Source organism: Streptomyces sp. NPDC005266, from assembly GCF_040607655.1.
Taxonomy (GTDB): Bacteria; Actinomycetota; Actinomycetes; order Streptomycetales; family Streptomycetaceae; genus Streptomyces.
Genome location: NZ_JBEXHC010000003.1, coordinates 387,870 through 407,988, shown reverse-complemented (window position 1 = coordinate 407,988; position 20,119 = coordinate 387,870). Strand labels below are relative to the sequence as shown.

Genomic DNA, 20,119 nt, shown 5'->3' with positions numbered 1-20,119 from the left:
GGTGCGGCTCACGGTCTTCGCCGGGTGCCAGGCATCCGTCGCCGACGCCAGGATCCTCCTGTGGGCGGCCGACCGCGGCTGGCTCGGCATGAAGACGGACGCGAAGGCACTGCGCGCCGTGCGAGAAGCTGCGGTGCGCGTCGTGGGAGCCGCGCCGACACCCCTCCCCGGCACCGATGAACCGTCACCGGAACGCAGCGCACCGCAGCCCGCCCTGGCGAGCGAGCCCGTGGCCACGGAGGTCGTCCCCGAGCCCTGTGCCGTATACGAAGCTCTGGAAGCCGTCGTCTCGGCCGCCCGGGAAGCGGTGGACCGGGCCGCCGAGGCCATCAAGGACGGTCGCCCGCCCGCCGAGGGTGATCTGCGAGCACTGTCCGCCCTCTCCCCGGCCTTCGTCCGCGCCCAGGAAGCGCTGACAGCGGTCGGGGTGGGGACCGTGCCGTCCCGGCTGGACGATGTGGCACGGGCCGTGGAGGCTCACTGTGCGGTTCGCGATCGAGACCGCTCCATGCGCCGCGTCCTGAACCAGGCGCTGGCCATCGAGTGCGGCGTGGACGGTCCGGCGGCGTCGGCACTGGAGACCGCGCGGATTCGAGCACGCGAACTGCTGAAGGCGACGGTCTTGAGCGAGCCGGAATGGGAGCAGGCAGATGCCCTGGCCGCGCTGGTGGAGATCGTTGAACTGAGCACACAGCCGGACTCGCTGCCTGCGATCATGGAGCGCCAGCAGCGTGTCGGGCAACACCTGCCCGACTGCCTGATGGCCGCCGTGATGTATGACGGGCTGACCCTTGCGCCGAGTACGGATACGGCACCCAACCGGGAAGTCGACTCCGGTGAGGGGAGCGTGGGACAAGGCAGCGTGACCGTCGTCCCGGATGCCCCGGTGGACTCGGCTGACCAGCGCGGCGGTTCGTCTGGACCATCGTCCGTATCGGAGCCTCTCGACCAGCAACAGGGCCTCGGGGCCAGCCCTCAGTCCGAGTCGGTATCGGCAGGTGGCGAACTCCGCGACCCCCCCGTGGCAACCTCGCCGGAACAGGCCTCGAAGTGGACCGACGACGGCACGCGGGAAGGGGAGGCGACACACACCGCTCTCCCCAGCGCGGTCGTGGCCGAAACGCCGTCCACTCCTTCCCGTCCGGTGGAATCAGGTCCGTCCAGGACCGAAGTCGAGACCGCCATGGCCCGGCTGGTTTCCGAGGGGCGCTTCGGTCTCGCTTCCCACCTCTCCCAGGCCGTGGGCCGTTCGCAGGGCGAGGCGGCCGCGCTGCGGCTCGCCGCGGTCTGTGCGGTGCTGCGTTCCGGATCCGGTGCCGACGCCCGGGCTGTCAAGGAAGCACTCCAGCAATGGGGCGCCCTCGGCGCGTCCGACATCGAGGGCACCAAACTGATCCTGCTGCCCGCGTTGGTCCGCGCAGCGCTCATCACCGGGGAGCACGAGACTGGTGCCCAGCTGAAAGCGTTGGCACCGCGACTGCCCGAGAACCTTGCCACCATCGCGATAGCGGTCGCGGACCGGGCACTGAACGGTGCTCTGCTGATCGCTCCACCGATGGCCGTCATCGCCGATGTGTCCGAGTCGGAGGCAAGGCTGCGTGAGATAACTGGACACTGCCGGGCGTTGCTCAAGCCGCAGCGTCTGCGGTACAACCGGGCCACGCACATCGCCAAGCGGTGGCTGTCGGCGGACGGCATGCTCGGCGGCATGCTTCTGGGTTTGCTGAACGGTGATGCGGGCGCGGAATCGATCGCGCGAGAAACCATCGAGCGGCTGAGCCGCCTTTCCGAGGTCCACACGGAGATCGACCGGCTCGACCGGGATCTCCGTGGTTCCGGTGGCCGTCCCCTCCAGGGCTCAGGGCGCCAGGACCTGGTACACGTGGTCGAGCGCGTGGTGGACTGCGCCAAGGAGTGGCTGTACGTCACCGAAGCCCTGCGCCGGGGCAACGCGGTCGACAATCACTGGGCGGTGCAGGAGATCTCCACGATGCGCCAAGCCGTCCTCGGCCGGCGAGACCACGCACTCACCGACCTCGAACTGACGGGGAGGCCGGGCGCTTCACTGCCGGCCGCCGCGGCCTGGGCCGCACGGATCTCCCTCACCTCCCTCTTCGACGAGTTGGAGCACGGCGCGACCGCCGGGTCGCCCGAGACGGAGGCCGACACGGGTCAGGTCGTCGATGCTGAGTTGCTCAAGGTCCCGTTCGGAGCCGGCGAATCGCCCACGGTGACAGACCTGCTGGCAGCCGTGGACCGGACCTGGGAAGAAGCGCTCGAACTCCAGGTGGCGCACGACGCCTTCGGTGCGGCTTACAGCATCCTCGACTTCGCTGACCGGGGCGCGTTGCGTGAACGTGAGGTCGTACGTTTTGAAGTGAATCGCAGGACGCACGTCGAGGAGACGGAGCGGCAGCGCCGCGAAGAACTCGGCGCACGTCATGGCGAGCTCGTCGCGGAGCTCAGGCGTGCGCAAGCTGATGGCGCGGTCTCCGACGACCAGGACGTCAAGCTCCAGGAACTGCTCGCGGACTGTCATCCGAAGGCCGAGGACGGCTCGTCGCGCGATCTCAGCGTCGTACGGCGTACCCTCGAACGGGTCGAAAGGCTGCTGCCGCAGTACCGGAAGGAGGCCGCGGACCGGCTGCGAGCCAGGCTCCACGCCCTCCCCGACGTAACCGCTGACGAGCGCGCTCAGGTGCTGCGCCATCTGGACACCGGTGGGCTCGCGACCGCGGCTGACTTGGTTTACTTCCTTGAGCTGGGCGAGCCCGTGCCTGAGATCGAGGCCAACGAATCGCACCTCGCGGACTTCTTCCCGGCAGTCCCGGACGCACTGACCGACGGGATCACCGCGGGTCTTATCCGTCTGGTTCGGGAGCGTGGCCGTCACGCGACCCTGCCGGTGCTCGACTACGGCCATCTGTCGGCCGACGAGGCCGCGCGCGCCGCGGACGCGCTGAGCCGATGGCGGGAACTCTCGGTCGTCGAACCGAAGGAACGTCCGAACATCAACGTGCGGCTCATGCTGCTGCCCGCGCTCTCCCTTCTGGGTTATGAGGCCCGGCGGGCACGCCCCCTGCACGACCTGGCGCGCACGAAGGAGGAGTACGGTTTCGTCGATGTTCCCGACATCGAAATCAACGGCCGCGCCTGGGCCCCCGCGTTCGGAACCAAGATCCTTGAGCAAGGCGGCCGATTGCGCGTCCTCATGCTCTGGGGACGTCCTCAGGTGCAACTGGTGCTGAGCCGCGCGGCCAAAGAGCCCAGCGGTGAAAGCCTTCTCGTCGTCTATTTCGGCACCCTCGGTCGCGAGGCCCGTGCGGAGCTTGCCGCGCACAGCGCCGGAAGCGCGCCGCTGATGGTTCTGGACGATGCGGCCCTCGCCTATCTGGCGGCCCGCGGAAACCGGCAGGTAACCGTGGCGACCGAGACCCTCCTGCCATTCTCCGGGGTCAATCCGTACATCAAGGAGAAGCGCGGACGGATCGGCCGCGAGATGTTCTACGGACGCGACGCGGAGCGTAAGAGCATCATCGATCCTGACGGTACCCAGATCATCTTCGGGGGCCGGGGACTCGGAAAGTCGGCGCTGCTCAATGACGCCGGCGCGCGATTCGCCGACCAACAGCCGGGCTATCACCGTCCGATCTACCTCAACCTCGACCACCACAACATCGGAAAGGGTGCCGCGCTCGGCGCAGAGACGATCTGGAGCGTGCTGGACCGGGAGCTGACCGACGCAGAGGTACTCCCCTCGCAGCCACGGCGCAGGGCGTGGACCACCGACCCGTACGAGCGGGTGCGCTCGGGCATCAAGGCCTGGCTGGAGGACAACCCCCGTCGTCGTCTGCTGATCCTGATGGACGAGTGCGACCGGTTCTTCGAGGCCGATGTCCCACACTGCACGCAGACCCGGCGCCTGAAGGGGCTCTGCCTGGAGACACCGGGCCGGATGAAGGTCGTCTTCGCGGGGCTGCACTCCGTACAGCGGTTCACCCGGCTGGCACGCAACGGGCCGTTCAGCCACCTCGCACAGACCCCGACCGTCGTCGGGCCGCTCGCCCCGCAGTTCGCGGCTGACCTGCTCGCTCTGCCGATGCGGGCGCTGGGATTCGAGTTCGCCGATGTCGACCTGGTGAACCGAGTCCTGGGCTTCTGCTCGTACCAGCCCTTCCTGCTACAGATGTTCGGCAGCAGGCTTGTGGAGGTGATGCAGCGCAGGCGAGCCCGGGGCGACGCCGACGGACCGCCCTACGCCATCGAGGCGGCCGATGTGGAGGCGGTGGAATCCGATCCCTCGCTGCGCGCCGACATCACCGCGGCGTTCAAGGACACGCTTACCCTTGACGACCGGTACAACGTCATCGCCAATGTGCTGGCCCGGCACGCCCGGGACAATGGCCTGGAGACCCGGCTCAGCGATGTGGAACTGCGGGAGGAATGCGCCAGTTGGTGGCCTGCTGGATTCCAGCACCTCGACAGCGAGGGGTTTCGGTCCTACCTCCAGGAGATGGTAGGTCTCGGTGTTCTCGCCCCCAACCGTGACGGGCGAGGGTGGCATCTGCGCGGCCCCAACGCCTTGCGGATGATCGGAACCGCCCAGGAGGTAGAGGCGCAGCTGTTGAGTGCCGAGACCGAATGCGATCTGGAGGAGACGGTCGTCATGGAGGGGCGGCCCGAACTGTCCGACGGCCGCTCGGCCCCGCTCACCGTCACCCAGGTCGACGACCTTCTGGGTGATCACACCAACCAGACGCGGATGGTGTTGGGCACCTTCGCGACGGGCGTCACGGACGTCGCCGACACACTGCGCACGGTCACCGGTAGGTTGGCGGGGTGGAACATGCCACCCATCGGGCGCATGAGTGTATTCCGTCAGGAGCTCACCTCGGGTCGCCCTGGCGAGCGGCGCGTCATCGTCAGCGACTTTGCCGGCCGTGCTGTGAACGAGGACGCCTTCCGGGAATCGCTGGAACTGGCCGGGACACTTCTCCCGGAACGCCCGGGAGTCACCAGGGCGGTTGTCCTTGTCGCCGGGACCGAGCAGCTCGGCGGCTGGCGTGACCTTCTGATGGACACGGATATGGCCGAGTCGTCCGTGGTCGTATTGCGCCGCCACGATAGGCGTAGCCTGAAGTCGTGGGCCCTGCGAGGCGAGCGCTTCGAGACCGAAGAGCGGCTTACCCGATTGCTGGAGGTCACGGGCGGTTGGCCCATGCTGGTGGATCGCGCCGTCGAGCTGCGTCGCACCTCGCGGAGCGAGGATCAGGCATTGCGCAGCCTCTCTGATGAGCTCGATCAGAAGTCTTACGCGGCGGAGTTGGTAGAAGCCTCGGGCCTCACGGCAGATCCCATGGTCGCAGCGGGTTATCGCGCTGTCGTCGAGGAGTTCGGGCACGAATGGGCTGATGACGGGGACCTCCTCACCGCCATCGAGCTTGCCGGGGTGGAGGAGCGTGACGCCAACTGGGTGCGCGAGTGCCTGGAAGCGTTCCAGGTGCTGGAGCGTGAGGGCTCGCGGCTGCGGGCCGAGCCGGTGATGCGCGGCTGCTGGTCGCGTAGCGGCTGATACGGCTGGGTGGGCCGAGTCGAGCCTCGGCCCACCACTCCGCGCGTTCTCACCAGACGTGAGAAGGAGGACGGCCGCTGATGACCCTTTGTTGCCATTGACGCAGTCAGGGGGCCCGGTTCATTTCTCTCTGTCTGCGTTCGATGGCACCGCAAGTCGTTGACGCCCGCGGGTCGTCCAAGGAGAAGCGCTGGCCCGCGATGCCCTGTCGGCACTGGCCGCTCAGGGGGTGACGTCGGTGGCCGCATGCGAGACCTCCGATCTCGTCCGTGCCCTCGAACAGCACTTCGGAATCGACGTGGCACAGACGGATCTGCCGCAAGGTCTCGACGGGGCAGCCTGGCAGTCGGACCGCTTCCGGCTGGTTCTGCTGGCACGCACGGGCGGGTGGACCCGGCAGCGCTTCACGCTCGCCCACGAACTCGGCCACATCCTGGCGCGCGACGCCCAGGAGATGCTCATCGAGACCCACCTGGCTCCCGGCAGGCAGAAGGACCGGACCGAGATCCGTGCCAACGTCTTCGCGTCCAACTTCCTGATGCCGCAGGCGGAGATCCACGCCGTAGTGACGGCCGAGTCCCCCGACTCTCACGTGTCCGATGACGTCTTCCGCGCTCTCGTCGTGCGGTTCAAGGTCTCTCCGAGCGCGCTCGCAGCCCGCCTGCACCAACTCGGCCTGGTCACGGCCGACTACAGGAACCGTCTGCGCGGGGTGACCACCGAGGTCTGCCACCTCCTGGCCCAGCACGCCGATCTCCACGAGAAACGCGTGGCCGCCGCTCGGGCCAGGCGCCTTCCGCTGGGCCCCGCCCGTGGTCTCTACGAGGGCTATCTGGCCGGTGACACCACGTTGCGCCCGCTCGCGGCCTACTTCGACATGGACGTGGAGGAGCTGCGCGACGCCTTGGCACCGGAACCGCCCGCGGCCACCGCCCCCACCGCGGACGCGGAGAAGGGCGACCTGATCTTCCAGCCATGACGGCCACGAAACGGCACCGCCTCCTGTGCGCCATGACGGAGCAGGGTCGTCACCTGCGGGGCATACCCAGGCGGCCCGATGATTTACAGCTTTGACGGAAGGGCACGACTGAGTCCAGCTCCGCCCATACGGTCTTGCCCACGGTTTCGTGGGGTTGCGTACCCCAGCGATCGGCGAGGGCGGCGACCAGATGCAGACCACGTCCTGTTTCGCTGTCCGGCTCCGGGACCGGCCCGAGCGCGGGCAGCTTCTCGCCACGGGTGTCGGCGACCTCGATGCGGAGGGTCCCGGTTGCTTCCTGGTGGGTGAGGGTGAGCCGGAAGTCCCGGCCCTGTACGCGCCCGTGCAGGGCGGCATTGGCGGCCAGCTCGCCGATGATCTCCTCGGCGCGCTCGGTGAGGCTTGGCGACACCGGCCAGGTACGTAGCTGCTCGACGGCGAACAGCCGGGCGAGCCGGGCCCCGCGCCGGGTGGAGGACAGGCGCTGGGTAAAGGCGCGTGGGGTGGGGGGAAGTTGGGACGTGCTCGTGTTCATGGGGCCACGGTGGCGGGTGTGCGGCGGCCCCTGCCAGCGGCGCGCTGCGTACGCACGGTCAGCGTACGCGCACGTTCGGTGGACGGTACGCCGGTCGTTCCGTCACCCTGAGTGAGTCGAGCGCGGGGGCCTCGCACATACGCACCTGGAGGTGGCCGCGGTATGACGACTGACAATGCCAGTGTGGCGGACGACGGTGACTGGGAGCGGGAGCCCGACCCCTCGGACAGTCTGCGGACTTTCGGGGCCGTCGTCCAGGCCCTGCGCGAGCACGCGGGCTTCAGCCGGGTCGAGTTCGGCGAGCTGGTCCGGTTCTCGAAGCACACGGTGGCGTCGGTTGAGCTGGGGCGGCGGATGCCGGATGAGTCGTTCGTGGAGCGGGCGGAGGAGGTCCTGGGCAACACGGGTGCTCTCCGGAAGGCGGCCCGTCATCTGACGAGGGGCGAGCCGGGGCTTGCCGCGTGGTTCCGGCGGTGGGCGCGGCTGGAGAGGGTGGCGGTGAGCCTGTGTACGTATGAGTGCAGGTTGGTTCCGGGGTTGTTGCAGTCGGAGGACTACGCGCGGGCGGTGTTCGAGGGCACGATCCCCCTCCTGACGGACTCGCAGTTGGAGGCCCAGGTCACGGCTCGCATGGAGCGGCAGAAGATGCTGTATGAGCGGCCGGACGTCCCGTTCAGCTTCATCGTGGAGGAGGGCGTCTTCCGCCGGAGGTTCGGCGACTCGGAGAAGATGCGGGTCTTGTTCGACCACGTACTGCAACTCAGCGCGCTGCGTAACGTGAAGCTTCAAGTCGTGCCTCTGGAGGCAGAGTTGCATGCGTGTCTCGACGGTCCTGTTCAGCTGCTGGAAACCCCGGAGGGGCGGCGGCTCGCGTACTCCGAAGGGCAGCAGAACGGCAGGCTGATCAGTGACCCGAAAGAGGTGAGCCTTCTCTACCAGCGCTATGACACACTGCGCTCGCAGGCCCTGACCCCCAAAGACTCGCGGGGTCTGCTGGAGCGACTGCGAGGAGAGCTATGAGCACAACGGAACTCGCCTGGTTCAAGTCCAGCTACAGCGGGAGCCAGGGTGACAGCTGCGTGGAGGTGGCCGTCACCGAACAGGCCGTCCATGTACGGGATTCCAAGGACGCTAGCCGCCCGGCCTTCGCGGTCGGTCGCGAGGGCTGGAGCCAGTTCGTGCAGTACGCGGTGGGGGAGTAGCGAGACAACCTCCGCGCGGTCAGCGCGGCGGGCAGGGCATGGAACGGCGAGCGCCCCGCTTTCGTCTCGCGCCTTCGGCGCATTTGGTGTCAGGGCCCGGTGGCGGCTCCCGTCATCCGGGCTGGGCCGCCGCCGGCCGACCGTCCCATCGGCCCGCCGGACGGCGGCGGCACCGGGCCTGCCTCCACCTGCCCCATACTCCGGCCCCGGGGATCAATCGAACCGTGGTTGGCGCTGAGATTGATCATGGTCCGGCTGTAGCAGCCTGAAGGGCATTGACGCGGTTCTCGTACTCGCGGCGGGCCTCGCGCTGTGCCGGGCGGTCGGGGCGCCTTGGGTGCCGTCGAGGGGCTGGCAGCGGGCGAGGAGCTGGCCGTGAACCGCAGGCGCAGCGGTGACGCGCAGCGTGTAGCCCTGGCCGCGCCGCACCGTCGCGCCGTGGTCGAGCGCGGCCAGCTCGGCGTCGCCCATCTCGGTGGCGCGGAGGAAGTCGGCGACCTTGCCAGGCATGTCGAGGGTGACGGGCAGTTCCGGGGCCGGGGTGCCTTCGTCGGCTGCGACGCGTTCGGGCATGAGGTCGGCGACGGCGGTGCGGACGGCGCCGCGGCTGACGCCGTGCTCGCGGGCCAGGGCGGCGATGGTCTGGCCGTCGAGGTACGCCGCGCGCACGTCGGCGATCGTCTCGCCCGTGACGGCTGGCCGGCGCCCGCCCTTGTTGCCATTGGCCTCGGCGGCCCGCAGTCCGTCGTAGGTCAATTCCCGCTGGAGGTCCCGCTGGAGTTCGCCGGCGGCGGCGAGGGTCTGCACCATGCACTTCACCGTGGACAGCAGCTCGCCGGTGCGCGGGTGGCGGGCGGTAAGGTCCATCGCGGAGAACGCGCCGTCGTGGATGCGTAGGGCAAGCCGGTCGCGGTGCAGGACGTCGAGCACGTCGAGGATGTGCCCGGTGCCGCGTACGAGGCGGAACATCTCGGAGATGTGCACGGTGTCGCCCGGCCGCGCGTACGCCAGCAGCTCGCCGAACTTCGGGCGCTGAAGCGGGTGAAGACGGCTGGAGGTACCGGACTCCTACTCGAACGGGATCGGGTCCTCGATCCCGGCCTCGTCCAGGACCAGGTTCTGCCGGGCGGTCGACTGCTGGTCGGTCGAGACCCGCTTGTAGACCAGGTTCGCCATCCGGCCCCTTCCGCAAGGTGGAACGGACCCTATCTGTGTCAAACCCTGTCATCAACGGTCATCGGATCCGATTGGATTGACCATGCTCCCGTGCCCCGGAATGTCCGGGTTCATTGGACACCCGCCGTGCGTGTCGGCAAACGATCGTTTGCCGACACGATCGGATGCTCCCTCCGATGGGTCAACATCGATCTCACCTCCGGGCCTCAAACGTGGAGCTCTTGCGGGAAGCCGGTCCAGCGGAGCTCGGCGGGGAGATGGCCGGTGTCGTTGAAGAGGAGGAGTGCCGGCGGGCGGTCGGCTGTGTAGCGGATGACAGTCAGGGCCGCGTTGGCGTGGTTGATGCCCAGCCACCGCCACTTCGGCGCGTCGAGGGCGGCTCGGACGAGCCAGCCGACCAGGAAGTTGTGGGTGATGACAAGCTCGTGGCGCGGCTCGTCGCCGACGACAGGTCCGGTGAAGTCCGCGAGCGCCGCTGCCGCGAGCCCGGGGCCCTGCTCGCGTTCCTTGGCCGTGAACTGGTCTAGGAACTTGAACCAGGCGTCGTCTGCCTCCGACGGCAGCTCCTCGCGTGTCGGCAGGTAGGGTATGTAGTCGCCAGCCGCTTCGGAGCGACGCCGGGGGACGCCGTCGAGCCGCTCACCGACCAGTTGCGCGGTCTGTTCGGCACGGGCGAGCGGCCCGTGGTGGATTGCCGCCAGCGGAACCCCGCAGAGCCGCTCCCCGAGCAAGGCGGCTTGGTGGCGGCCAGTATCCGTCAGTTCACTTTCGTCCGGCGATGCCTCGCCGTGGCGTGTGAGGTAGAGGTAGCGGGCGGCCGTACCGGTCATGGGTGCGTCCTTCGGTGAAGTCGATCTTGCGGACTCATGGAGGGACGCCGACCAGAGTAGGCCGGTTCCACGAAGGGCTGGGTCGGGCTTCAAGCCGGATCAGCGCATCGCAAGGTCCGGAAGCCGGGCCCTAATCCTCGCCGTCGTCCTCGTCGAGACCGCCGCCCCCTGGGTCGCGCAGTGGGCGCAGACCGCCGTCGACCGGGGTGGAGGCGCGGAAGCTGTAGCGGCCGAGCATCCTTCTCCACTGTGCGGCTGCGCACCAAGGTCACCCGCGGCGCCGGGTCGCGGTCGGCCGCTCTGGCGATGACGTTCAAGCTGATCGAGTCCGCCCAGGAACGCTGGCGCGCGGTCAATGCGCCGCACCTGGTCGCCCTCGTGCGAGCCGGAGCCCGCTTCAAGCGCGGCGTCCTCGTCGAACGGGAGGACGCCAGCACGGCCTGAGCCGCGTCCCGATCGCGGGATTCGACAGCCGCACGTTCGTGCCCGGCCTCACACCGAGGGTGTACCTCGTCCGAGCAGCCTGCTGAGCTCGTGGGCCAGGGCGACCGAGGCGTCGATCTCGACCTTGCGGATGGACACGCTCTCCACGAGGAAGCCGAACGGCATGCCGAGCTTGCGGCAGAAGGCGATCAGGTCCCGGGCGTTCGCCAAGCAGTGCTGGTATGACTCGGCCAGGGTGTCGTCCGCATGGCGCAGGGAGTTCTCCAGCCAGCGCGGGACGTCGACGCCGAGCCATTGGAGGAACGCCAGCGTCTTCACCGAGCCGCACACCGAGAGCGTGAACAGGACGGGCCTCGGTTCGAGGTCCCGCTCGCGGCAGGCGTAGTAGTAGTCGGAGACCATGCTTTTCGCCGCGTCGGCGCTGTAGATGACCTGCGAGATGAAGTACGCGCATCCGGCCACCTGCTTGGCGACGAGCCGCAGATGCTCCTCCGGGCGTTCGGTGATGGCCACGCCACCGAGCAGCAGGTCTGGGCGGACATCGCGGCGCAGGTCCTGCGCCTCGGACAGGCCGGTCCGCACCGCCTTCCCCTTCGAGGACGCGCCGACGAAGACGCCGAGCAGCCGGTCGGCGTCGGCCGTCCGCAGCCAGGTCCGCAGCTCCGTCTGGGAGTACTTGCCGACGCACCGGTAGACGACCACCGGGCGGTTCCACTTGCCGAGATAGTCCGCGTGGTACACGGCAGGGTCGATGGTCGGCAGGTACGGAAACGGCCGCTGCGCCGGATTACGGTCGCTCTCATCGTCGATGTCGTACAGCGCCAGACCGTCGACATCGAGGGACTCCAACCGTGCCAGGGTGGCTGCGGTGATCTCCCGGATCCGCTCGGGAGTGTTGCTCAGACGGGGCGGCGTGATGCCGAACAACAGGACACCGCTGTCGGCATCGGCCACCCGGCTTCGGAGATCTGTGCCGTCGCTCTGGTTCGCCATGACGCGGAAGTTAGCAGCTCATCCGCCATGCGGCAGGCGAACACCACCCTGTGAGACCGGACTCGGTTCTGAACCTAACTGACGTCCGGCCGCGCGGACCCGAGGATTTGACAATTGCTCGCGTCCAGATAGCGGGTCGTCCAGAGCACAGCCGCGTTGAGTAGCCGGGAGGCGGTTAAGAGCTTTGGCGATCGTCTCCCCGGCCACGGTGAAGTGCATGTTCTTGCCCGTGCCTCTACGGGAAGCAGAACCCGCCACCGAGGCGACTGACTTCCTCTGCACAGTGCTGGCCTTCGTGGAAGCTGACGCATTCGGCACGGAGTGGACCGAGGCGCCGTCTCTCGCCTCCCAATCGTCCCTGGACATATTCCCCAGGGCGATCACTGCACCGCTCACACATGCGACAGCGAACGGGGTGCCCAGGCGAAGGGTGCGGTGATCAGACCGGAAGAAGGAGATGGACACGGTGGTGCTCCGGGATGTTCACAGGAGTTAGAGCACCAGGGAACCTCTGGGCTCAAGGTTCAACAAGTCAGTCAGGGATGGTGAGCTGTGCCGGGTGAGGAGTCGTAATCCCTCGCCGGTACAAGGAACTGGTCACTCGGTCCGCGACGCCTGGGCGGGCGGCAGACCGCAGATGGTGTGGCGCATACGCAGGCGTGGCCCCGCTGCGAGCCGCGATCAGCAGTGCGACGGTCGCGGTTCCCCAGCCCTTAGCAGCACAACGACCGGCGCAACCGCAGTAACCGCGGTGAGGACGGCAGTGATCCACGCTTCACGCTGAAGGGACGGCACGAAGGGACGTTGCTCACCCCACGCGTGCACGATGGCGTACGCAAGCCCCGGGACCAACGACGCGCACTCGGCAAGCCAGGCCCACCGCTACTCGGCCCACCCCATGAGGGCCGACCTCACCAGCCAGCAGGCCAGGCCACACCTACAGCGACCAGGCCGAGTAACACGGCGCGTCCGCGCTCCGAATCGCTCTGGTTGCCTGAAGCAGCCATGCCCGGCGTCAGCCGGGGACCGGGGCGGTGAACGCGTCGGCGCGGATGTGGGACGTGGGGTTGCTCGCCACCTGATACCGGCCGTTGGGTACGGTGCTGGACCGGGTGACATGCACGGTGGGCGGGCCCGCCCATTCGTAGCCGTTCTCCTCCGCGTGCCGCATCAGGTGGTCCGTCAGCTCCTCTCCTACCGAGCAGCCGCGTGCTCCAGCTTCTCGTACACCGCGTCGGCCAGCGCGACGTCATAGACGTTCGGGACCACCACCCGGTGTGGGCCGCACACCACGGCATGGTCGTCGCACTCCCGTTGCAGGGCACCGAGGAGCTCGACAGGCTCACTGCGGAACACCTTGGCGACGAGCGCTTCCTCTCAGCGCTCCAGGGCTCGTTCCCATCGGTTCAGCGTCTCCAAGCCGCTCCGAGTTCCCGTGAAGTACCACGTCATGCCCTGGTCGTGCCCTTGTCATGGCTTCCTGCCACGACAAGGGGCCGGCCTGCGGTGGCCCCTTCTTTACGAGGGGACGGCAAGGGGCTGAGGCTTTTTCACATAGGAGAACTCCGCGGACACGAGGACGGTCATCGGCCTGGGTGTGGGCGCGATGCTCGCCCCCTTGGGCTCCTTGGCGAGGGAGTGCGGTTTGGGGATGGGGAGCTGCGCGGAGAGCGTGCTGATGCGGCCGTGGGAGAGCCTGGCGGCCACCGTGACGACCTCCCCGCCCGGCTGTCGCGACATCGCGGTCAGCCAGGTGCGGTCGGCCCCCTTGGCATGGGTCGCCAGTCGGGCCGTTCGGATACCGAGCTGGTATTCGGTGTGCTGCCCGCTGTCGTCGGACGTGACGACCGGCTGCGCGCTCTCCAGGGTGTCGGGCCATGAGGTGGCGCCCAGCAGGGTCGTCAGCTGGAAGGGGTCGAGCCCCGGGGCCTGGATCTGCGGCATCGCCGTGGGGTTGCGCGCGCCCGTCCGGGCGAGGTCCCGCCCGGTGCCGGCCAGCGCCTTCCGCGTCCGGCCCTCGTAGAAGGTGTCCTCGACCCGGAGCGCGATCACCGGGGTCTGTCCGTTCACCGTCATCCGGGTCTCACCCCTCCGGTGGGGGAACTCCCAGACGGCCGTGCCCTTGCCCTGCGCCACGGCGCTGGTGCCGGACGCGACGGTCTCGGTCAGGGCGGCGGACACGGCGGGCAGCGCCGTCGTCCGCTCATAGGCGTGGTGGACCCGGTCGATGACCTGCTGCCGCGCGCTCGGCGGGGCGGCGGTGTTCGCACAGCCGGTGGCCAGGGCGGCGACCAGGACGGAGGCCAGGCCACCGGCTGCGATACGGAGAGGTGTCACGGCCCCTCGTTCGGGGCGAAGTTGCCCGTCAGGGAGTCGACCAGCCAGTCGCCCTCGGCGTTCTTGACGAGCGTGGCGGTGTAGTTCATGACGTTGACGGGGTTGGCCGTGACCCACTTGCCGTCGATCTGCTGCTGGAACTTCGCCCACAGGGTGACCTTGGCCTGGACGGTCGCCGTCGAGCCGGAGACACCGACCCGGGTGAAGTCCACCTTGGACGCTCCGCTGCCGAGGTTGCGGAACGTCGGATCGGCCTCGCCGGCCACGGCGTTGCGCAGGCCGACCGCCTCATGCTTGGCCTGCTGGGGGGTGAAGTGCTTGGCGAGGGTGGACAGTCCGTCCGACAGCTGGCGCCGGCGTACCGAGGAGCCGGCCATCGGCGCGGCCTGACCGGCCTTGAGGGTGGACACATCGCCGACGGCGGAGGCGGGGGGAGCCTGGGAGGTGCGGGCCGCCTTGATGGCGCCCGTGAAGGCGCTCTTGACGCTGGGCAGCTGAGCGGCGTCGGCCTGGACCAGGCCGGCGCCGGTCTGCGGGCTGCCGGACGCGGCGCCCGCGCCGCCGAGTGCGACGACACCGCCGACGGCTGCGACGGTCAGCGCGCTGATGGCCGTCGTCGTACGCCATGTGGACTTGACGGGGGGCATGCTATCTCCGGTTCACAAAGCTTACTGACGCAGTGTCAGTTGGCGGCGTCGATGTGCATGAAGTAGACCGTGGTCGTCGCCCAGGCGGCGTTGTAGGGCTTGAGCGACCAGAACGCGTGGTACCGGTTGCTGGTGTGCTGGTCGACGTAGTTGCCCTTCCAGGAAGGGGACGTCGCGTCGGGGCCGTAGCCGACCTGCATCGCCGCGTGGCTGACGCCCTCGCCCTGTCCCCAGTCGTAGAAGAGCACGTCCCCGGTCTTCTGGCTGTCGGGCGTCCAGTAGTCGGTCGACGAACCGGGGGCGCTGCCACCGGCTTTGCCGCCCGGCTGGTCGGCCAGCAGGAAGCGGTAGAAGCCGTCGGCCGCCACCCAGGAGTTGGACCACCTGAAGTCGTCGTTGCTGGATCCGCTGCCGCGGATCCACCAGACCTTGTCGCTGGAGGCGTTGGTGTTGGCTCCGCGGAACGGATAGCCGCCGCCCACATGGGCGGACTGGGACACGAAGTTGGTGCAGTCCGCGCCGAACACCGGGAAGGCCGGCTTGTTCGGCTGGAGCGCGTACTGATCCGCGTACGCCGCGGCGCGGCTGCCCGAGTAGGCCATGGCGGGGCTCACGGTCGCGGATGTGATCGCCGCCATCAACGGGGCGGTCAGCGCGGCTAATACGCGGCGCTTGGAGCTGAAAAGGGGCAAGGCAGGCTCTCCCATCGTGAGGTGCGTCACCATGCACCTGACACCGCCGTGAGCCTATCGTGGAGGAGTCGTGAACAAAAATGCTGATCTTGTGAGCGACATGCCCGGTTCATGAAATCGGCCGAGGGCGCCGCCGCTGACGTGCGCGACGGTGCCACCGGCCGGCGCGGCGGGACGGTGGTGCGGTTGCGGAAACTCATTCAGCCGCGCCTCGTGGCGGCGCCACTCCTAGCCCTCGCGCCAGTGGTCGGCCAACTCATTGAGATAGGCGGCAAAGAACCCGAAAGCGCGTAAGTGGATGACAGTCGTCACCGTCTTCCGCCGACCACTACCCGCGCGCCGTTCCCCCTCGCGCTCCTCGCCGGCGGCTGCCCGCCGCGGGGCGGTCCCGGCCAGGAGCGCTGTGGCCGTCATGCGCTTCCGGACCCCGCGAAGGGCACCTGGGCGGCGGGTTGCGCGGCGGTGGCGGGCCGGGCCGGGTGGGACCACAGGCCCCGCGCCCGGAGCAGGGGCAGGACGCCCTCGCCGAACCAGTACGCCTCCTCCAGATGCGGATAGCCGGACAGGACGAACTCGTCGATGCCGAGCCGGTGGTACTCGGCGATCCGCTCGGCCACCTCGGCGTGGCTGCCCACCAGGGCCGTACCGGCGCCGCCCCGGACCAGTCCGATGCCCGCCCACAGGTTGGGGTGGATCTCCAGACCGTCACGGCTGCCGCCGTGCAGGGCGAGCATGCGCTTCTGCCCCTCGGACTCGCTGCGGGCCAGCCCGCTCTGGACGGCCCGTACGGTCTCGGGGGAGAAGCCGTCCAACAGCCGCCGCGCCTCGGCCCACGCCTGTTCGGAGGTGTCGCGGGTGATGACGTGCAGCCGGATGCCGAAGCGGAGCGTACGGCCTTGCTCGGCGGCCAGGGCGCGGATCCAGGCGATCTTCTCGGCCACCTGGGCGGGCGGTTCGCCCCAGGTGAGATAGACATCCACATGGCGGGCGGCGATCTGCCCGGCGATGGGGGAGGAGCCGCCGAAGTAGACCTCGGGCACCGGGTCGGGCAGCCGGGCCAGTGTCGCGTCCTCGACGCGAAGGTGTTCGCCCGCGAGGTCCACGGTCTTGCCGTCCCACAGACCGCGGACGACGCTCAGGAACTCACCGGTACGGGCGTAGCGGGCCTCCTTGTCGAGGAAGTCGCCGTACGCGCGCTGCTCATGGCTCTCACCGCCGGTGACCACATTGAGCAGCAGCCGGCCGCCCGTCTGCCGCTGGTAGGTGGACGCCATCTGCGCGGCGAGGGTGGGCGAGACGAAGCCGGGCCGGAAGGCGACCAGGAACTTCAGCCGCTCGGTGTGCCGGCTGACCATGGCGGTGGTCAGCCACGCGTCCTCGCACCAGGCGCCGGTGGGGGTCAGCGCGCCGGTGAAGCCGAGGTCTTCGGCGGCGTGGGCGATCTGGGTGAGATAGCCGACGGACGGCGGGCGGTCACCGCCGGCCGCCGTGACCGGGGTGCCGTGGCCGCCGCCGACGACATGGCGGCTGTCGCCGTTGGTGGGCAGGAACCAGTGGAAGGTGAGGGACATGGTGCGGCTCCGATCGAGGGGAGTGGACTACAGCAGACCGTGGCGGGGCGGCGGGGTGCCGTTCAGGACGTAGCGGCCGATGTGCTGGACCTTCCAGCGGGCCGGGTCGTGGAGGGTGTGCGTACGGGCGTCCCGCCAGTGGCGGTGGAGGCCGAGGGAGTGCAGCGCCGAGCGGGTGCCGGACACTTCGAAGAGCGCGCTGCCCGTCTCGACGGCCGCGTTCGCCGCCGACACCTTCGCCGCCGCCACCGCGATCGACGCCTCGGCGGCGGTGTCGTCCGTCAGATCCGCGCTGGCGGTGTCCACCGCCCGCGCGGCGGCGGCCAGCAGGGCCTCGGCTCCCCGCAGTTGGAGGGCCAGTTCGCCGAAGCGCTGGATGAGCAGCGGATCCTCGGCGGCGGTCTCGAAGCCGCTCTCGAACCAGGGGCGGCTCTTGGTGCGGACGAATGCCACTGCCTCGGCCAGTGCCCCGGAGGCGATCCCGGCGTCGATGGCGGCGTGCAGCAACTGCGCGACGGCGCCGTGCAGTTGCGGGCCCCGGAAGGTGAGGTGGTGCGGGACGACCCGGTCGGCGGGGACGGGGACGCCCGCCAGCCGGACGGTGCCGCTCGCGGTCGTGCGCTGGCCCATGCCGTCCCAGTCGTCGACGACGGTCAGCCCGGGCGCGTCCCGCGGTACGTACGCCACATGCAGCTCGTCGTCCTGGGCGCGGGCGAGCACGGGGATCCAGTCGGCGAACAGCGCGCCGGTGGAGTAGTGCTTGACGCCGGTCAGGGTGTACGAGCCGTCGGCGCGTGGCTCCAGACGGGTGCGGATGTCCTGGAGGTGTTTCGTACCCGCCTCCGACTGGGCGTTGCCGAACCGTTTCCCCGCCAGCACCTCGCCGAAGAAGAACGCCTGCTGTGCCGCGCTGCCCTGGCGGCGCAGCACATTGACGTACACGAAGTGGCTTTGCGGGATCTGGGCCAGGCTGGCGTCGGCGCCGGCCAGCAGCCGGAACACCTCGGCGAGGCTCACGGCGGTCACATCCGCGCCGCCGTACTCGGCCGGGACGGTGATCGCCGGCAGCCCCGAGGCGGACAGCCGGTCCAGCTCGGCGTGCGGCAGCCGGCGGGTCGCGTCCCGCTCCGCGGCGCCCGTACGGAACTCCTCGGCCAGCGCGGCGGCCACCTTCAGTGCCTCCGCGTCATCGGCGATCACATGGGCGGCCTCGGGCGGCCCGGGCAGGGAGGGCATGGCGTACTCCTCGGCTCCTCGGCGGGCGTCAGCCCGCGGCGGCGAACAGGGAGGTGCGGCCGAGTGCCGCCGAGAAATGGTCGACGACCTGCTCCAGCGCCTCGGCCGCGGCGGGAGCCACGCCGATGCCGCCGTCCGCCTCGACCCTGATGTCCTTGTCAAGCGTGAACCAGCCCTGGACGATATGGGCCGCACCCATGGACGACAGCACCGGGCGCAGCGCGTAGTCGATGGCCAGCACATGGGCCGTGGTGCCACCGGTGGCCAGCGGCAGCACGGTCTTGCCCGCGAGCGCGAACTGCGGCAACAGATCCAGCAGCGACTTCAGCAGCCCGGAGTAGGCGGCCTTGTAGACGGGGGTGCCGACGACGATCCCGTCCGCCTGCTCGACCAGGGCCGCGGCCCGGGTGATGGCCGGATGGGCGAAGTCGGCGCCGAGCAGTGCGGCGGCGGGGAGCGTACGGACGTCGAGCGGGACCACCTCATGCCCCTGGGACACCAGCCGGGCGTCCAGATGGCGCAGCAGACGGGCGGTGCGGGAGGTGGCGGAGGGGGAGCCGGAGAGGGACAGGACGGTGGCCATGGCGAACCTTTCACAGGGCGGGGGTGGCTTCACGGGGTGAGGGGCGGCGGGTGCCGTCGGCGGGCCGACGGCACCCGAAGGGCGGTCAGGAGTACCAGGTGGGCCGGGGGAGTTCCCCGGTCAGCACGTGGCGGCCCACCTCGCGGCGCTTGTAGGCCACCGGGTCGTGCAGGGTGTGGGTGCGCACATTGCGCCAGAAGCGGTCCAGTCCCTCGGCGGAGGCGGTGGCACGGGCGCCGGTGACCTCGAAGATCCGGCTGGTGACCTCCAGGGCCACATCGGTGGCCCGCGCCTTCACCGCGGCGACCCGCACCTCGAACTCGCCGCGGGCCGCCTCGGTCACCGCGTCCGGGTCGTCGTGCAGCCGCTGGCCCTCGGCCGCCACCGCGTCCGCGAGCGCCTCGGCCGCCCACAGCTTGGCGGTGAGATCGCCATAGGTGTCGATGACATGCGGCTCGTCGACCGCCGCCTCGAATCCGCCGTGCAGCCAGGACCGGGCCCTGGTGCGCGTGTAGACGGCGGCGGTCTCCAGGGCACCGGCCGCGATGCCCAGGTAGAAGCTGACGAAGACCAGCTGGATCGTCGGCACGTTCAGAGTGTTGTAGACGCGGGGCGTGAACTCCTTGTCCACGTATCCCGCCGCGGCCGACCAGGGGACGCGCACTCCGTCGATGGTGACGCTGCCGCTCTCGGTGAGCCGCTGGCCGATGTTGTCCCAGTCGTCGTGGAAGGTCAGCCCCTCGCTGCCGGACGGGACGATGGCGAAGACGTGCTTGTCGGTACCCTCCAGGACGCCTTCCAGGACGGTGACGTCGGAGACCCTGCTGCCGGTGGAGAAGGACTTGCTGCCGGTGAAGGTGAGGGTGTCGCCCTCGTCCCGGACGACCACGTCGTTGTCGCGCGGATTGACGGCGCCGCCGAAGAACCACTGGTTCCGGGCCGCCTCCGCCTCGACCTGCTCCCACTGCTCCCGGGTGCCGACCAGCCGGGCGGCCCAGTTCCACAGATAGTGGTAGCCGAGCAACTGGCCGATGGACCCGTCGGCCTTGGCGATCTCGCGGACCACGCGGTAGGCGGTCGTCCAGTCCTGGCCGCCGCCCCCGTGTTCCACGGGGCCGAGGAGGGTGACCAGTCCCGCCTCCTTGAGCAGCCGGACCTCGGCGTACGGGGTGGCGCCGGCCTTGTCGCGGGCGGCCGCGTCGGTGGCCAGCACGCCGGCTACCTCGGCGGCGCGGCCGATCCAGCCGGCCGGGTCGGTGGGCGGGGGCAGGGTCTGCCAGTCGGCGCGGGTGGCGGTGCTCATGTCGGTTCCCCTTCGCTGT

General features: G+C 69.6%; 16 protein-coding genes and 2 pseudogenes. 5 read left to right on the top strand and 13 right to left on the bottom strand.

The window, feature by feature from the left end:
* The first annotated feature begins 307 nt into the window (after positions 1–307).
* Both ABZU99_RS08305 and ABZU99_RS08300 read left to right on the top strand, forming a co-directional pair.
* On the top strand, positions 308–5,572 hold the full coding sequence (locus ABZU99_RS08305; protein ID WP_356048649.1) for a hypothetical protein: 5,265 nt from the start codon (positions 308–310) through the stop codon (positions 5,570–5,572).
* Between the two features lie 238 nt (positions 5,573–5,810).
* On the top strand, positions 5,811–6,551 hold the full coding sequence (locus ABZU99_RS08300; RefSeq protein WP_356048647.1) for an ImmA/IrrE family metallo-endopeptidase: 741 nt from the start codon (positions 5,811–5,813) through the stop codon (positions 6,549–6,551).
* 49 nt (positions 6,552–6,600) lie between these two features.
* On the opposite strand, the gene ABZU99_RS08295 is transcribed toward ABZU99_RS08300, so the two are convergent.
* Entirely contained in the window at positions 6,601–7,086 is a 486-nt protein-coding gene (locus ABZU99_RS08295) for an ATP-binding protein (protein ID WP_356048645.1), read from the bottom strand.
* 162 nt (positions 7,087–7,248) lie between these two features.
* Between ABZU99_RS08295 and ABZU99_RS08290 the strand changes: the two genes are divergently transcribed.
* Together ABZU99_RS08290 and ABZU99_RS08285 are read left to right on the top strand one after the other, a co-directional pair.
* Positions 7,249–8,106 (top strand): helix-turn-helix transcriptional regulator, encoded by an 858-nt coding sequence (locus tag ABZU99_RS08290; protein WP_356048643.1) that lies wholly within the window; start codon positions 7,249–7,251, stop codon positions 8,104–8,106.
* Entirely contained in the window at positions 8,103–8,288 is a 186-nt protein-coding gene (locus ABZU99_RS08285) for a DUF397 domain-containing protein (RefSeq protein WP_355944482.1), read from the top strand. Before ABZU99_RS08290 ends, ABZU99_RS08285 begins: the two co-directional genes overlap by 4 nt.
* A 213-nt stretch (positions 8,289–8,501) precedes the next feature.
* On the opposite strand, the gene ABZU99_RS08280 is transcribed toward ABZU99_RS08285, so the two are convergent.
* Both ABZU99_RS08280 and ABZU99_RS08275 read right to left on the bottom strand, forming a co-directional pair.
* Entirely contained in the window at positions 8,502–9,299 is a 798-nt protein-coding gene (locus tag ABZU99_RS08280; protein ID WP_356048680.1) for a recombinase family protein, read from the bottom strand.
* A 371-nt stretch (positions 9,300–9,670) separates the two neighbouring features.
* Positions 9,671–10,294: a histidine phosphatase family protein gene (locus tag ABZU99_RS08275; RefSeq protein WP_356048641.1), complete on the bottom strand. Its 624-nt coding sequence runs from the start codon at positions 10,292–10,294 to the stop codon at positions 9,671–9,673.
* 234 nt (positions 10,295–10,528) lie between these two features.
* Between ABZU99_RS08275 and ABZU99_RS08270 the strand changes: the two are divergent.
* A pseudogene (locus tag ABZU99_RS08270) lies at positions 10,529–10,738 on the top strand (IS256 family transposase); the annotation flags it as partial.
* A gap of 48 nt (positions 10,739–10,786) precedes the next feature.
* Here ABZU99_RS08270 and ABZU99_RS08265 read toward each other — a convergent pair.
* From ABZU99_RS08265 to ABZU99_RS08220, 10 genes and pseudogenes are all read right to left on the bottom strand, one after another.
* A complete protein-coding gene (locus ABZU99_RS08265) occupies positions 10,787–11,731 on the bottom strand; it encodes a 5,10-methylenetetrahydrofolate reductase (RefSeq protein ID WP_355944478.1) in 945 nt (314 codons plus the stop codon).
* 1,015 nt (positions 11,732–12,746) lie between these two features.
* Positions 12,747–13,087 (bottom strand): annotated as a pseudogene (locus ABZU99_RS08260) (DUF3662 domain-containing protein).
* A 162-nt stretch (positions 13,088–13,249) separates the two neighbouring features.
* Entirely contained in the window at positions 13,250–14,068 is an 819-nt protein-coding gene (locus ABZU99_RS08255; protein ID WP_356048639.1) for a hypothetical protein, read from the bottom strand.
* A complete protein-coding gene (locus ABZU99_RS08250) occupies positions 14,065–14,715 on the bottom strand; it encodes a hypothetical protein (protein ID WP_356048637.1) in 651 nt (216 codons plus the stop codon). Before ABZU99_RS08250 ends, ABZU99_RS08255 begins: the two co-directional genes overlap by 4 nt.
* Positions 14,716–14,750: 35 nt before the next feature.
* On the bottom strand, positions 14,751–15,407 hold the full coding sequence (locus ABZU99_RS08245) for an amidase domain-containing protein (protein ID WP_356048635.1): 657 nt from the start codon (positions 15,405–15,407) through the stop codon (positions 14,751–14,753).
* Between the two features lie 228 nt (positions 15,408–15,635).
* Positions 15,636–15,821, bottom strand: a complete 186-nt coding sequence (locus ABZU99_RS08240) for a hypothetical protein (RefSeq protein ID WP_355944470.1) — start codon at positions 15,819–15,821, stop codon at positions 15,636–15,638.
* Complete coding sequence (locus tag ABZU99_RS08235) at positions 15,818–16,978, bottom strand: LLM class flavin-dependent oxidoreductase (RefSeq protein WP_356048633.1); 1,161 nt, start codon at positions 16,976–16,978, stop codon at positions 15,818–15,820. Before ABZU99_RS08235 ends, ABZU99_RS08240 begins: the two co-directional genes overlap by 4 nt.
* A gap of 27 nt (positions 16,979–17,005) precedes the next feature.
* Entirely contained in the window at positions 17,006–18,214 is a 1,209-nt protein-coding gene (locus ABZU99_RS08230) for an SfnB family sulfur acquisition oxidoreductase (protein ID WP_356048631.1), read from the bottom strand.
* Between the two features lie 28 nt (positions 18,215–18,242).
* Positions 18,243–18,797 carry an NADPH-dependent FMN reductase gene (gene ssuE, locus ABZU99_RS08225; RefSeq protein ID WP_356048629.1) on the bottom strand — a complete coding sequence of 185 codons (555 nt, stop codon included), beginning with the start codon at positions 18,795–18,797 and terminating at the stop codon, positions 18,243–18,245.
* Between the two features lie 85 nt (positions 18,798–18,882).
* Entirely contained in the window at positions 18,883–20,100 is a 1,218-nt protein-coding gene (locus tag ABZU99_RS08220) for an acyl-CoA dehydrogenase family protein (protein ID WP_356048627.1), read from the bottom strand.
* Between the last annotated feature and the right edge of the window lie 19 nt (positions 20,101–20,119).

Bases quoted from the DNA above. Each gene is read 5' to 3' on its own strand.
- ABZU99_RS08295 (WP_356048645.1), bottom strand. From the start codon at position 7,086: ATGAACACGAGCACGTCCCAACTTCCCCCCACCCCACGCGCCTTTACC.
- ABZU99_RS08290 (WP_356048643.1), top strand. From the start codon at position 7,249: ATGACGACTGACAATGCCAGTGTGGCGGACGACGGTGACTGGGAGCGG.
- ABZU99_RS08285 (WP_355944482.1), top strand. From the start codon at position 8,103: ATGAGCACAACGGAACTCGCCTGGTTCAAGTCCAGCTACAGCGGGAGC.
- ABZU99_RS08275 (WP_356048641.1), bottom strand. From the start codon at position 10,294: ATGACCGGTACGGCCGCCCGCTACCTCTACCTCACACGCCACGGCGAG.
- ABZU99_RS08265 (WP_355944478.1), bottom strand. From the start codon at position 11,731: ATGGCGAACCAGAGCGACGGCACAGATCTCCGAAGCCGGGTGGCCGAT.
- ABZU99_RS08250 (WP_356048637.1), bottom strand. From the start codon at position 14,715: ATGCCCCCCGTCAAGTCCACATGGCGTACGACGACGGCCATCAGCGCG.
- ABZU99_RS08240 (WP_355944470.1), bottom strand. From the start codon at position 15,821: ATGACGGCCACAGCGCTCCTGGCCGGGACCGCCCCGCGGCGGGCAGCC.
- ABZU99_RS08235 (WP_356048633.1), bottom strand. From the start codon at position 16,978: ATGTCCCTCACCTTCCACTGGTTCCTGCCCACCAACGGCGACAGCCGC.
- ABZU99_RS08230 (WP_356048631.1), bottom strand. From the start codon at position 18,214: ATGCCCTCCCTGCCCGGGCCGCCCGAGGCCGCCCATGTGATCGCCGAT.
- ssuE (WP_356048629.1), bottom strand. From the start codon at position 18,797: ATGGCCACCGTCCTGTCCCTCTCCGGCTCCCCCTCCGCCACCTCCCGC.
- ABZU99_RS08220 (WP_356048627.1), bottom strand. From the start codon at position 20,100: ATGAGCACCGCCACCCGCGCCGACTGGCAGACCCTGCCCCCGCCCACC.